8 protein-coding genes are annotated in these 13975 nt (G+C 68.8%); 5 read left to right on the forward strand and 3 right to left on the reverse strand.

Going from position 1 to position 13975, the window contains the following annotated elements; translation table 11 throughout:
- The first annotated feature begins 234 nt into the window (after positions 1-234).
- The 5 genes from ABZS69_RS03950 (at position 235) to ABZS69_RS03970 (ending at position 6618) form a co-directional block, all read left to right on the forward strand.
- Positions 235-2373: a transglycosylase domain-containing protein gene (locus ABZS69_RS03950; protein ID WP_355366034.1), complete on the forward strand. Its 2139-nt coding sequence runs from the start codon at positions 235-237 to the stop codon at positions 2371-2373.
- A 201-nt stretch (positions 2374-2574) separates the two neighbouring features.
- Positions 2575-3546 carry a LacI family DNA-binding transcriptional regulator gene (locus tag ABZS69_RS03955; RefSeq protein WP_355366037.1) on the forward strand — a complete coding sequence of 324 codons (972 nt, stop codon included), beginning with the start codon at positions 2575-2577 and terminating at the stop codon, positions 3544-3546.
- On the forward strand, positions 3533-4795 hold the full coding sequence (locus tag ABZS69_RS03960; protein ID WP_355366040.1) for a serine/threonine-protein kinase: 1263 nt from the start codon (positions 3533-3535) through the stop codon (positions 4793-4795). Before ABZS69_RS03955 ends, ABZS69_RS03960 begins: the two co-directional genes overlap by 14 nt.
- A gap of 243 nt (positions 4796-5038) precedes the next feature.
- Positions 5039-6094 (forward strand): lytic polysaccharide monooxygenase, encoded by a 1056-nt coding sequence (locus ABZS69_RS03965; protein WP_355366043.1) that lies wholly within the window; start codon positions 5039-5041, stop codon positions 6092-6094.
- The gene (locus ABZS69_RS03970; protein ID WP_355366046.1) at positions 6091-6618 is read left to right on the forward strand and encodes a hypothetical protein; all 528 of its coding nucleotides are present in this window, start codon (positions 6091-6093) and stop codon (positions 6616-6618) included. Before ABZS69_RS03965 ends, ABZS69_RS03970 begins: the two co-directional genes overlap by 4 nt.
- 114 nt (positions 6619-6732) lie before the next feature.
- On the opposite strand, the gene ABZS69_RS03975 is transcribed toward ABZS69_RS03970, so the two are convergent.
- From ABZS69_RS03975 to ABZS69_RS03985, 3 genes are all read right to left on the reverse strand, one after another.
- Entirely contained in the window at positions 6733-8316 is a 1584-nt protein-coding gene (locus tag ABZS69_RS03975) for a cellulase family glycosylhydrolase (RefSeq protein ID WP_355366049.1), read from the reverse strand.
- 65 nt (positions 8317-8381) lie between these two features.
- The gene (locus tag ABZS69_RS03980) at positions 8382-10877 is read right to left on the reverse strand and encodes a glycoside hydrolase family 9 protein (protein ID WP_355366911.1); all 2496 of its coding nucleotides are present in this window, start codon (positions 10875-10877) and stop codon (positions 8382-8384) included.
- 8 nt (positions 10878-10885) lie between these two features.
- A complete protein-coding gene (locus tag ABZS69_RS03985) occupies positions 10886-13831 on the reverse strand; it encodes a glycoside hydrolase family 48 protein (protein WP_355366052.1) in 2946 nt (981 codons plus the stop codon).
- Positions 13832-13975: the final 144 nt, after the last annotated feature.

The raw sequence follows: 13975 nt of genomic DNA on the forward strand, positions 1-13975 counted from the left end.
CGTCAACACGCTTCTTTGCCCGCACCTGGCAGAAACTGAAGATCGTCACACGTGCCGCAGGGGCCCCACCCTGCACGATCCGGCGCTTTGCGGCCAGAGTTAGAAAAAACGGGCTTCCGCGCGAACAAACCGGCCGCGAACAGCGTCCAAGCTTTTACCGAGAGCACGTCATGGCGGGGTTTAGGATGCACCCTAATGCCACGAGGGGAAGGTTTTACCACCATGGGTTCCCGTTTGTCGAGTATCGCACGCCTGACCGGGGCGGCGGCAGCGGCCGGTGTAGTGGCCGCGGCCATCGCGCTGCCCGCGGTCGGAGGCACCGGCGCGATGTTCGTCTCGGCGTCGGAGGACCTAGGCCTCAAGGCGCGGGACCTCAAGGAGCCGCCCCTCGCGGAGAAGACGACGGTGCTCGACGCCAAGGGCAAGCCGATCGCGACGTTCTACGAGGAGTACCGCGAGAACGTCAAGCTTGACGACATCGCCGAGATCATGAAGACGGCCATCATCTCGATCGAGGACTACCGCTTCTACGAGCACGGCCCGATCGACATCGAGGGCACCGTCCGCGCCCTGGCCAAGAACCTCACCTCGGGCGGCATCGCCCAGGGCGGCTCGTCCATCACCCAGCAGTACGTCAAGCAGGTGCTGCTCAACTCGGCCAGCACCACCAAGGAGAAGAACGCGGCCCTTGAGGCCAGCTACGCCCGTAAGCTCAACGAGCTGCGGTACGCGATGGCGATCGAGGAGAAGTACACCAAGAACGAGATCCTCGAGAAATACCTGAACATCGCGTACTTCGGCGCCCGGGCCTACGGCATCGAGGCGGCCGCCAAGCGCTTCTTCGGAGTCAAGGCCGCCGACCTGACCCTGGCCCAGGCCGCCACGCTGGCCGGCGCCGTGCAGGACCCGCTGCAGACCGACCCCAGCCGGGGCAAGGAGTTCAAGGAGCGGCTGCTGTTCCGGCGCAACGTCGTGCTCGACCGGATGGCCGAGCTGAAGAAGATCACGCCGGAGCAGGCCGCCGAGGCCAAGAAGACCAAGCTCGGCTACAAGGACACCGCGCTGCCCGGTGGCTGCGAGGCCAGCGACTACCCGTACTTCTGCATGTACGTCCGCAACGAGATCCTCAGCAACCGAGACTTCGGCAAGACGAAGAAGGCCAGGACCGCGTTCCTCAATCGGGGCGGCCTGACCATCCAGACCACGCTGGACACCACGATGCAGAAGGCCGCCGAGCAGGCCATCAAGAAGCACGTGTTCGCCTCCGACAACCCGGTCGCCTCCGAGGCGCTCGTCCAGCCGGGCACCGGCGCGATCAAGGCCATGGCCGCCAGCCGCAAGTACGGCACCAGCAAGCGCAAGAACGAGATGTCCTACAACCTCGTCGCCAACGCGGTGCACGGCGGCGGCACCGGCTTCCAGGCGGGCTCGACGTTCAAGACGTTCACCCTGCTCACCGCCCTCAAGCAGGGCATGAAGATCAACGACGGGATCTCGGTGGGCAGCGGCTACCGCGCCCCCGCCTACTGGTCGTTCAAGAACTGCAAGGGCCAGAACATGGGCGAGCCCACCTTCACCGTCACCAACGCCGAGGGCGGCGGCGGCGGCTTCAAGTCGCTGGCCACCGGCACCTGGGGCTCGGTCAACACCTTCTTCATGGCGCTGGAGCAGAAGGTGGGCCTGTGCAACGTGGTCAAGACGGCCAAGTCGCTGGGCATCGAGCGCTCCGACGGGCTGCCCCTGCAGGAGTACGAGACGTTCACGCTCGGCATCAACGAGATGGACCCGGTGACCGTCGCCAACGCGTACGCCGCGATCGGCGCGCGCGGCAAGTACTGCGAGCCGATGGCCATCTCCTCGATCAAGGACCGCGACGGCAAGGTCACCAACTACAAGCCGAAGTGCAAGCAGGCGCTCGACCCTGAGGTCGCGGACGCCGCCTCCAGCATCCTGTCCGGCGTGTTCACCAAGGGCACCATGAAGGGCGTCGGCGGCATCGGCCGGCCGGCCGCCGGCAAGACCGGCACCACGGACGAGCAGTCCACCGCCTGGTTCGCCGGGTTCACCCCCGACCTCGCGGGAGCGGTCAGCATCGGTGACCCGCGCGGCGCGGTGACGCACAAGCTGAACAGCATCACCATCGGCGGCCGGTACTACGGCTCGGTGTTCGGGGCCTCCATCCCCGGGCCGATCTGGAAGGACACCATGCTGTCCGCGCTCAAGGGCATCCCGGCGACGGACTTCACCCCGGTGAACAGCGCGCGCTTCGGCGGCTGCGGCGCGAGCTGCCAGCCCCAGCAGCGCCCCGAGCCGGACGACAACACGGACGGCGGACTGGACGAGGCCCAGATCGACACGACGGTGACCCACTGACCGGATACGGAGAAATCAGACACGCAAATATTGCGTGATCAAAGTTCGGCGCAAAAACAACTTTCGGTTACCAGGGCCTCTAGCTGAGCAAATTCGGAGTGCGTCCGTACAGTGGGACGCACTCCTTGCAAAGGCCCTATTAACAGCGCCGAAACATTGGTAACGTGGGAGCGCTCCCAGGATCTTTCCGCGAGGTGCTCCATGACCGAGCAGCCCACACTGGCACAGGTGGCGGCCGCTGCAGGGGTTTCCCCCGCGACCGCCTCTCGAGTCCTCACGGGCTCGGTGCGGGTCAGTACCTCGACCCGCCGGCAAGTCTACGACGCCGTGTCCCGCATGGGATACGTCCGCCAACGAGCCCCCCGGGGAACGGCCGCCAAGACCTTGGCCGACGGCGTCACGGCGGTGATCTGCGACCACCTCCCACGCCTGTTCTCCGAACCCTACTACGCACGACTCCTGTCCGCCGCGGGAGCCGTGATCGCCGAACATGGCACCCACCTGATGGTGACCACCGTCACGCCCACATCGTCCACGCTGCCCGCGCTGTCGGGCGCGGTGCTGATCGTGGGCGCGCGTGAGCGCCATCCCCTGGCGATCAAGTTATCCACCTCGGGCGTCCCCGTACGCAACATCGGCCGCCCGCCCCACGACCTCAAGCTCCCATACGCCGACGTGGACAACCTCGACGGCGGACGACAGGCGGCCGAGCATTTCCTGCTCACCGGCCGCCGTAACGTCGCCGCCATCGGCGGACCACCGTCCTTACCCGGCGCCCGCGACAGATTAGAGGGCCTGATACGCACCCTGCAGTCGGCGGGCGCGCCCGACGTGCCCGTGGCCTACGGGGACTTCACCGCGGCCTCCGGCACTCACGCCATGCAGTGGCTGTTACGCCACGCCCCAGGTCTGGACGCCGTTTTCGTCGCCTCCGACCTGATGGCGGCAGGCGCGATCCAGGCACTGCGCAGAGCCGGGCGCAAGGTGCCGGCGGACGTGGCGGTGATCGGGTTCGACGACGCCCCGGTCGCCAGGCACGTCGCCCCGGCCCTGACCACCATCCGCCAGCCCGTCGAGGAGCTCGCCACCGTCGCCACCCGGCTGCTCCTGACGGGCGCCGCGGGGATCGACCCTGTACTCCCCACGGAACTGGTCGTCCGTGAGTCGGCTTGAGCCGGGGGACATACTGGCCCGCAGGTATCTGTTGCTGGATCCGCTGGCCCGCGGGGGCATGTCGGTCATCTGGCGTGCCTTCGACCAGTCGCTGCACCGGATGATCGCCGTCAAGGTGCTCACCGCCTCACTCCACGCCGGCGGCGGCGAGCGCGTCAGCGCCCGCAGCGAGGCGCGCGCCGCCGCCCGGTTCATCCATCCCGACTCCATCGACATCTACGACTACGGCGAGACCGTCACCACCAACGGCGGCGTCGCCGCCTACGTGGTGATGCCGCTGCTCGACGGCACGCCGCTGGCCGAACGCATCGAGCAGGGGCCGCTGCCGTGGACCGAGGCAGCGGCCATCGCGCTGCGGCTGGCCCGGGTCCTGATGGCCGGGCACGCCCGTGGACTGGTCCACAGGGACGTCACGGCCGAGAACGTGCTGCTCACCGCCGACGGTCCCAAGCTGCTCGACTTCGGGATCGCGGCCTGGGCCGGGGATCCCGACGACGAGCGCGGCACCCCTCCCTACGTCGCCCCCGAACGGCTGCTCGGCGCGCCGACCCATCCCGCGGTCGACGTGTACGCCCTCGGCGTGCTGCTGCACACCATGCTCACGGGGCGCCGGCCGTACCCGGAGACGACGTGGGAGGAGATCGAGGCGGCGCGCAGGACGTATCCACCGCCCCGGGTCGCCGGCGTGCCGTACTCCGTGGCCTCGCTCTGCCAGCGCTGCCTGGCGAACCAGCCGGGCCGGCGGCCGACCGCCGCCGAGATCGTCTCGGCGCTGACCTCGGCGCTCGGGGCGGCGAGTCTGGGGCGGCACGTCAGACGCGGCCTCACGGTCGCCGGCTCGGCGGCCATCGCGCTCTCCGCGCTGCTGTGGTTCCAGCAGACGGGGCTCCAGCACCAGCAGCAGCCGACGGAGACGGCGGTCAGGACGTCGCCGACCGCCCGGCTGATCGAGAGCACGCCCGTCCAGAGCGCGCCGCCCTCGGCGAACACCGTCGAGCAGGCCGTGGACGACTTCAAGACCGTGCTGGAGGCCAAGACGCCGTGCGGCGCGACCGACGCCGACGTGGTGCTGGACCTCAAACAGGTGCTGCACGCCGCGGTGGGACCGCACGGCCCTTCGGTGTCCAGGACGGACAACCTGCGGCAGAAGCTGTCCGTCCGCTTCGGCGAGGGGCGGCTCGCGCCGGCCTGCCTGAGCGAGCTGCAGGCCAGGCTCGACGACATCGACGCCGCGCTCGACCGGGATTGAGGAGGGGTACGGCAGCACCTGCCGTACCCCTCTAGTCCGCGGACCGTACCCCTCGCAAAGTACGCCGCGTGCCACATCCCCTGATGGGAGCGCTCCCAGACTAGCGCCTGCAGGGGCCATGACCAAGATCGAATGAAAGTTTCACAGCGCGTTGTCCAGGCCGTGCGCCGCGTGATTCAATGCGCTGGCCGGGCGGGCCGCTCGTGGGCAGGTTTCCTCAGTCGTCAGCGCAAGGGAATCCCCATGAGGTTATTCAAGTCGGCGGCGATCACCGCCGTCATGGTTCTGATCACAACTGTCCTGATGGTGCCCACGCAGGCACTGGCGCACGGGGTGTCGATGTTCCCCGCGGCGAGGACGTTCCTGTGCTGGCAGGACGGCCTGCGGGAGAACGGCCAGATCATCCCCTACAACCCCGCGTGCGCGGCGGCCGTCGCGCAGAGCGGCACGACCCCGCTGTACAACTGGTTCGCGGTGCTGCGCTCCGACGGCGCGGGCCGGACCACCGGGTTCATCCCCGACGGGCAGCTCTGCAGCGGCGGCACCGGCGGTCCCTACGACTTCTCGGCCTACAACGCGGTGCGCAGCGACTGGCCGCTGACCCACCTGACCTCGGGCGCCACCATCCAGATGCGGCACAGCAACTGGGCCAAGCACCCCGGCGCCTTCAACTACTACATCACCAAGAACGGCTGGAACCCCAACGGGCCATTGAAGTGGTCCGACCTGGAGCCGTTCGGCAGCGTCACCAACCCGCCGGACACCGGCCCCGCCGGCGCGCTCAACTACTACTACTGGAACGCCCAGCTCCCGTCCGGCAAGACCGGCCGGCACATCATCTACACGCACTGGATCCGCTCCGACAGCAACGAGAACTTCTACAGCTGCTCCGACGTCACCTTCGACGGCGGAAACGGCGAGGTCACCGGCGTCGGCCCGGGCCAGAGCACCCCCACCGCGACCCCGACGGTGACCCCGACGGTCAACCCCGGCGCCTGCACCGCCACGTGGAAGGCCACGGACACCGGCTGGGCCGGCCACTTCCAGGGCGAGGTGACCGTGAAGAACACGAGCACCTCCTCCATCAACGGCTGGACCGTCAAGTGGACCTACTCCGGCGGCCAGGGATTCGACGGCTCGCCATGGAACGGCGTGCTGTCCGGGCAACCCCCCAATGTGGTGGTCAAGAACGCCACCTACAACGGGCAGCTCGCGCCGAACGCGACCACCACGTTCGGATTCAACGCCACCGGTTCGATCCCCAACCCGGCTCCGGCCCTGACCTGCACCAGCCCGTGATCAAGTCACGTCGCGGGCTTGCCGCGGCACTCGTCACCCTGGCCAGCCTGACCCTGGCCGGGGTGATGTTTTTCGCCGCCCACCAGCCGTCGGCCCAGCTGAACAAGGAGCTCGCCGCCCAGGTGACGCGCATCCTCGAACAGTCCTCGCCCGACGAGCACCACGCGCACGGCCACGACTTCGACTCGCGCGTCGTGTGCGCCGTGGAGCCCTTCGGCTTCGATCCGCCCGAAGCCACCTCGCTCGTCGAGGTGAAGTGGGTGTACGCCCGCCACATGTGCGCGGTCACCGGCGCGGGCACCGACTGGGCGACCTCCGTGCGCGCCGCGGGCCCGATCGCGGTACGCATCGGCATCCCTCCCCTGGTCCGGGTGCCGGAGGCGGGCGTGGGCTATCCGGACCGCGTCAGGCGGCTCATCCCCGCCCGCTACCACGAGGCGGCCTTCGCCGAGTTCCAGGACGAGGACGCCATCGACGCGGCCCGGCAGAGGTTCGCCGAAGCCACGAAGACCCAGGCCAAATAACGGACGCGGCCGACTGGAGGTATCGGCCGCGTCCGTCCCATCCGGGCGGGATGGTCGTTGGGCAGGGATGTTCTTCCGCCTCACCTCCTCATACGCAGCGGTTGGACGGGCGGTTCAGTTGGCGCAGGTGTAGCCGGACGGCACGGACGTGTTGCCGCTCGGGCGACTGGCCTGCACCCCGAAGCTCGTGCTGGCGTTCGGCGCCAGCGTGCCGTTGTAGCTCAGGTTCTTGGCCGTCACGGTCTGGCCGCTGACCGTCACCGCGGCGTTCCAGGAGCCGGTGAGCGTGTGACCGGCCGGCAGCGTGAAGGTGACGGTCCAGCTCGACTTGGTCGAGGTGCCGGTGTTGGTCACGGTCACGGGCTGCACGACGTACCCGGTGCTCCACTGGCTCTGCACGGTGCCGGCGGCCGTGCAGCCGCCGCCGGTGCCGCCGCCGCTGAGCGTGGTGAACGACGCCGTCGGCGACGCGGCGGACTGGTTGCCGGCCGCGTCCCTGGCCTTCACGTACACCTGGTACGCGGTCGCCGGCGACAGCCCGGTCAGCGTGATCGAGTTCGTCGCGGTCGAGCCGAGCGAGGTGCCGGTCGAGGTGTAGACGTCGTAGCCGGTCACGCCCACGTTGTCCGTGGAGGCCGTCCAGGACAGGTTCGCCCCCGACGAGGTGATGCCGGACGCCGACGGCGTGCCGGGCGTGCTCGGCGGGGTCGGGTCGGCGGTGCCGCCGCCGTAGATCGAGGCCTGCTTGGAGGTGGCGGCGATTCCGTTGGCGCCGTTGAACAGCCGCTGGCCCCAGGAGGTGAGCTGGGTGACGTCGAAGTTGGTGACCTGGTCGAGGTATTCGACGCCGCCCCCGTTGCCGCTCCAAGACCAGCCGAGGTAGCCGAGGCCGCGGCTCACGGCCTGGGCCATGATCGTGTCCTCGTCCGGGTTGCCGTCGGAGTGGTTGAAGCCGAACTCGCCGACGACCAGCGGCAGCCCCGCGGTCTTGAAGGCGTCCATGTACGCGTTGATCTCCGCGGCCGTGTCGAAGACGCCGTACATGTGGATGGAGAAGATCGTGTTCTTGGCCGGGTCGCTGTCGAAGACCGCGCGCGCGTTGTCGCGCATGCCGAACTGCCAGTCCTGGCCCCAGTTGGGCGCGTCCACCATCAGCGCGTGCTGGAAGCCGTTGCTGCGCAGCTTCTGGATCGCGGCCGTGGTGGCGGCGGCCCAGCCCGGGGTGACGGCGTTGTTGCCGATCGGCTCGTTGCCGATGTTGACGATGACGTAGTCCTCCTGGCCGACCAGGGCGGACTTGACGCTGATCCAGTAGTTGGCGGCCTGGTCGAGGGTGTAGGCGCCGCTCTGCTCGCCGTACCCGGTGGTGTCGTGGTTCTCCAGCACGCAGATGAGCTTGTTCTGCTTGCAGAGGGAGACGACGTTGGCCACGTCGGAGACGCTGTTGGGGGTCCAGCGGCCGCCGCTGAGCACGACCCGCACGGTGTTGGCCTTCAGCGACTTGATGTCCGCGAACGCCTTCGTCTGCGTCGCGTACCACGTGTGCGCGTGGCTGGTGCCGCGCATGACGAACTCCTGGCCGTTGGACTCGACGATCTTCGCACCGCTGACGTGGATGCCGACGGCGGCGTTCGCCGGGGCGACAGGGGCGACGAAGAAGGCGAGGAGGCAGGCCAGCGCGGTGATCAGTGGTCTCATGTGCTGCCTTTCACTGAGCTGTGGAACCGCCCCCGCCGCTACTGCGGCGGGGGCGGGGTCTTCACTCAGGCGGGAGTGCAGGTGACGGGGTCGGGGACGGTGGGTGTGCCGTTGGCGATGAAGCCGAACGTGGTGGTGGCGCCCGGAGCGAGCGCCCCGTTGTACGCCTCGTTCTTGACGGTGACGCCGGAGCCCGACTGGGTGTGTTTACCGCCCCAGAGCTGGGTGATCTGGTTCGCCGACGTCCAGGACACCGTCCATCCGGTGGTCGCCGAGGTGCCGTTGTTCTTCACCGTCACCTCCGCCTGGAAGGCGCCGCTCCACGAGCTCGTCACCTTGTACGCCGCCGCGCACCCGCCGGTGGGCGGCGGGGTCGTGTTCGTCGTGGTGAACGAGGTGCCGTCGGACGGCGCCGAGGTGTTGCCCGCCGCGTCCCGCGCCACCACGGAGGCGGTGTAGGAAGTGGCAGGGGTGAGCCCGCTCAGGTCGAAGGACGCGCTCGCGGCCGTGCCTACCTTTTGGGACCCCAGGTAGACGTCGTAGCCGCTCACGCCCACGTTGTCCGTGGAGGCGGCCCAGCTCAGCCTGGCGGTCGAGCCCGTGACCTCGGATGCCGCGGGCTTGCCCGGCTTGCTGGGCGCGGTCGTGTCCTGCTCCTCCGGACCCGGGGGCTCACCCCAGATCTTGGTCGCGCCGCTGTAAAGGGTGATGTTCCCGGTGCGCACCGGCGTCGCGCCGGGCGTGGTGGGGATGTTCCGGTACGACCAGTCGTTCGCCGGGTCCCACGACCCCGCGCTGGCGATCCTGAACTGCACTTCCCTGCGGTGCTGCGACTGCCCGGCCGGGGCGATGGCCTGCCCGGAGCAGTCGATGTTCACGTAGTACGTGGTACCGCCCGCCTGGTGCAGCGTGGGCGCCTTGCACTGCGTGTAGGCCGACGACACGGTGATCTGCGAGGCCGTCGTCGTGCCGTCGAGCGTGAAGTAGTAGCGGAACGAGCCGTCGGACAGGACCCTGGCGGGCCAGGCCGACTGGTTGCGGACGATGGCCTTGATCTCCGTGAAGCCGGTGCCCGCGGCGTTCACGCCCGCCTCGACGAAGAGCTCGGGACCGTCCGGGGTCTCCGCCACCGGGAAGTTCGCCGCGGGAGCGCCGCCGTACTCCTTGTAGAGCCGGGCCAGCGCGCTGGTGAAGCCGGCGTTGTAGTCGGTGGCGACCTCGTTCATGACGTAGTCGTCGCGCTTGTCGGTGTAGGCGTCGTTCGGGTCGGGCGGTCCGCCGACGAGCGCGCCGTACAGGGTGTGGCGGGTCTGCTCGGGGTTGGTGATCTGGTCGGTCCACGAGCCGTGCGCCGTGCGGTGGTGCGGGTTCTTCGGCGGGTTGGCGCCGAACCCGATCAGGTACGAGGAGTTGCGCGGGTTGTCACCGAGCGCGTAGTTGATCTGCCGCACCGCGAAGTCGTGGTAGCGGGCCTTGCGCGTGGCGTCGGTGACGGTGTCGCTGTGCACGAGCGCGGCGAACGAGGTGTTGGCCGCGTACCGCAGCGAGCCCCACCGGTCCAGCACGGCCTGGCCGCCCGGCGAGTACGCCACCTTCGCGCCGTTCACGCCGACCGTCCACCAGTCGAGCCAGCGGTTGGCGTCGTCCAGGTAGCGCTGCTTGCCGGTCAGCTTGTACAGCAGCACGTACGCGCCGTACGACTTGTCGTCCCACGCGATCGTCCACTTGTACGACTTGGTCGTGGTCTGCGGCTCGTTGCCGAGATTGTCGTACCCGGTCTCGGCCTTGGCCAGGTAGGAGGCGTCGTTGGTGGCCCGGTAGAGCCAGATCGCGCCCCACACCAGCTCGTCGTTGTAGCCGCTCCACGAGTTGTAGTAGCCCTGCGCGTCGGTGATGCAGTCGGTGTACTTCTTCCTGACGGTGTCGGCGAAGGAGTACAGCTGCTTGGCGTGCGTCAGCAGCGTGTCGGCATAGGCCGGATTCGTCGGGCGGAAGACGATCGAGGAGGCGGCCATCGCCGCCGCCGTCTCGCCCGCCAGGTCCGACCCGCCGCACGACGCGTCGATCTTGTACGCGGGCCGTGACATCTGCATGGCCTCGGCCGGGCCCCACCAGGCGTGGTCCGTGCCGCCGTTGCCGACCTGGCCGTAGAGCACGTTCGGCGACGGGTGGGCCTTGATGAAGTAGTCGTTGACGTACCTGAGGTTGTCGAGCAGGTGCGTGAGCTGGCCGGAGCCCGCGTACGCGTCGCGGTACTCGACCGCGCCCCAGGCCAGCATCGTGGTGGAGAACGCCATCGGGAAGCCGAACTTGACGTGGTCGCCCGCGTCGTACCAGCCGCCCGTGAGGTCCACGCCCACGTCCTTGCCGTCGTTCATGCCGGAGTCGCCGCGCCAGCCGACGCGGTTCCAGCTCGGCAGGTCGCCCGACTGCTGGGCCTCGTAGAACCACAGCGCCTTCTGCAGCGCCTCGCCGTACGCGAACGCGGGCGCGGCGGCATGGGCCGCCGGCCCTGCCCCTGCGAAACACAGGGGCAGGACCAGCGACGCCACGGCGATCAGTGCCTTTCTCACGGGAAGAGCCGTCCGTACTCGCCCAGGGCGACGGCGACGTCCACCTGCGCCCAGAACCGGTGGTAGTTGAAGACCGGCGCGGGGCCCGTGCCCTTCAGGAAGGCGTCGACCTTCGGCCAGTCCGGGTCGTTCTTGTAGAAGGACCTGATCGAGATGAACGTCGAGCTGGAGTTGATGGTGTCGCCGTTGGGCATCTTGCCGCTCCAGCCGGACGGCACGTAGACCGGGTCGTCCACGCGGTTGTAGTCGGTCTTGGTCTCGGGGACCGACACGCCCTTGGCGTCACGGTTCTTCCACACGCCGTCGAGCAGCGCCTTGGCCATGTTCTTGGCCGCCGTGTTGTTCGCCTTGGCCGCGTAGTACATGAGCGTCTTGGCGTACGCGCCGGCCACGCCCACGTCGTTCGTGTAGTCGGCGATCGTCACGTGCAGGCCGGAGTTGGCCGGAGGCATCCCGGAGGTGGCGGTGAAGTCGCCCGCGGGCTGACCGGTCCACCGCAGCGTGGACGGGATCTGGTACGAGCCGTCCGCGTTGATCGTGGTGTTGGCCATCGCCCAGGTGACCCACTTGTCGAGCAGCGCCTTGGCGTCGGTGTTGCCCGAGGCGTAGTACAGCTCGGCCACCCGCTCCATCGTCCACGCCTGGAAGCCGAACCACTGGTTCGATGGCGGGTCGTGGTAAACGGGCTGCCAGTCATAGGTCAGGCCGTGGAACTTCGGCAGGCCGCTCGGCGGCGCCGCGTAGTGGCCCTCCCAGCTGTTGGTCGCGCCACCGGCGATGGCGCCCTCGGCCGACTGCAGCCAGCCGTAGAACTGCAGCTGCCGGGTGAGGCTGGTGCTCCAGTCGGCCACGCCGGTGCTGCTCTTGGGCTTGAGCTCGGTCACGTTCGCCAGCGCCCAGGCCGCGAGCGGGTTCTGGTAGCCGGAGTGGTTGTGGCTGGAGCCGATGCGCCACGCCCAGCCGGCGCTGGAGTCGGTCGCGCCGCCCCAGGCGTAGTACCAGCTCATCAGGTAGTTGGAGGCGTCCTTGCCGGTGCCGGCCGCGCACTGCGGGCTCGTGCAGCCGGGCTTCTTGAAGTACTTGTCGTACATCGCGTAGCGCAGGTAGTCGCCCATCTTCGCGGCCTTGGCGACCGACCCGGAGATCTGCGACTCCTTGCCCTGCGCCTTGGCCCACGTCTGCGCCCAGTACGCGGCCTGCACGGCGCGCGCGTCGGCGTCGGGGGCGTTGGTGTACTTCCACTGCTTGGCGTAGGAGCTGTCCTTGATGAACAGGTCCAGGTAGCCGTTGGTGCCGCCGTGCTTGAAGGTGTCGCAGGACGGCTGCGGGATCGTCTCGAAGACCGACTCCTCCGGGCCGCGCTGGTAGGTGTTGATGTAGGCGGGCTTGGTGGTGCCGTCGCCGCAGCGGCCGAAGCCGTAGGTGTTGTCGACGTCGAGCAGCCAGTGCATGCCGTAGATGTCGCGGGTGCCGTACGCGCTCTGCAGCTCGCTCGCGATCGGGTCGACGCCGGGCGTGACGCCGGAGTCGAGCGCGGTCGGGTAGTTGCTGATCTGGTTCCACTCCGGCGCGTACGTGGCCGGCTTGTTCGGCGTGTAGAAGGAGTTCGTCGGCTGGTCGGCCGTGGCCGGGATGATGTACTTCTCCATCGAGGTCCACGCGTTGTTGAACTTCGTCCAGTCGCCGGTGACCTGCCCGTAGACCGCCTCCAGCCACAGGTAGTAGCTGTAGGCCTCGGACGTGGTCTCGTGCCCGTGGTCCGGCGCCTCGACCATGAAGGTCTCGATCGAGTGGTACGGCACGCCCTCGGGCGAGAAGTAGCCGTTCGCCGGGTCGTGGAGCTCGTTGTACATCTCGACGAAGCGCTGGACGTAGGTGTTGTTGCCGCCGACGTCGTCGTCCGCCTCGGTGGCGGTCACGTCGACCGCGGTGTAGCCGGTGGCGCTCACCCGGAACACGCCGGAGCCGGCGGTCGTGTCGGAGTCGTTGGCCGCCGCGAGCGTGACGTTCTGCGCGGTGTTCCAGTTGGACGGCGTGAAGGTCAGGCTGGCGCCGGCCGAGACGGTCAGGTCGGTGTCGCCGCTGGCGCGGGCCGTGGTGACGGTCACGTTGGCCGAGGGCGCCTGCGACAGCTTCACGCTGAAGCTCGCGGTCCCCGCCTCCGGCACGGACAGGGTCGTCGGGCTCACCACGAGCGCGGGGCCCGTGTTCTGCGAGACCGTGATCCCGACCGGCGCCGAGGTGGTCGTCGCGCCGCCGTTGTCGGTCGCCCGGGCGGTGATCGAGTAGCTGCCCGCGGCCACGTTCGTCCAGCTGTAGCTGTACGGCGCGGAGGTGTCGGTGCCGAGCAGCGTGGTGCCCTGGTAGAAGTCGACCTTCGAGATCGTGCCGTCGGAGTCGGCGGCGTTCGCCGCGATCGGCACGGTGGCCGGGGCGGTGAACGTCTGTCCCGCGGTCGGCGAGGTCAGCGACACCGTGGGCGCGGCGTTGGCGCCGCCGCAGGTGACCCCGTTCACGCTGAACGTGGTCGGGTTCGGGTTGGTGCCGGTCCAGGTGCCGTTGAAGCCGATGGACACGGACCCGCCGGTGGCCAGGCTGCCGTTGTACGGCATGTTCGTCCCGGTCACTCGGGTGCCTGACTGGCTCCAGTTGGCACCCCAGCCTGTCGGGGTGTACTTCTGGCCCGTGGTCGGGAAGTCGAAACCCAGGTTCCACGAGGTGATGGGGTCACCGGTGTTCTTCAACGTGATGCTCGCGGTGAAACCGCCCTGGCCGGGGCTGCTCGTCCATTGATTGGCCGTGTACGTCACATCGCACGCCACGGCCGCCTGCGCGGGCCCGGCCGCCACGGCCGAGGTCACACCGGCCACGAGGACAAGGGTCGCGGCCACGGCCAGCCGCCGTGATAAGCGGGAGAGGAGGGTAGGAGGTCTGTACTTCACGGGGTCTCCATGGGAGTAGAGGAGTGGGAGCGCTCCCAAACGGGATTGTGGGTGCCCTCACGCGTATGTCAACGGAATGGCGGTCCGGTAACCCCCGTGTTTCCTCTCACCAGGCTGCCCGGGATGAAAGTTTCATCCGCGTTC

Origin of the sequence: Nonomuraea sp. NPDC005650, assembly GCF_040605375.1 — a bacterium.
In the GTDB taxonomy this organism is placed as follows: Bacteria; Actinomycetota; Actinomycetes; order Streptosporangiales; family Streptosporangiaceae; genus Nonomuraea.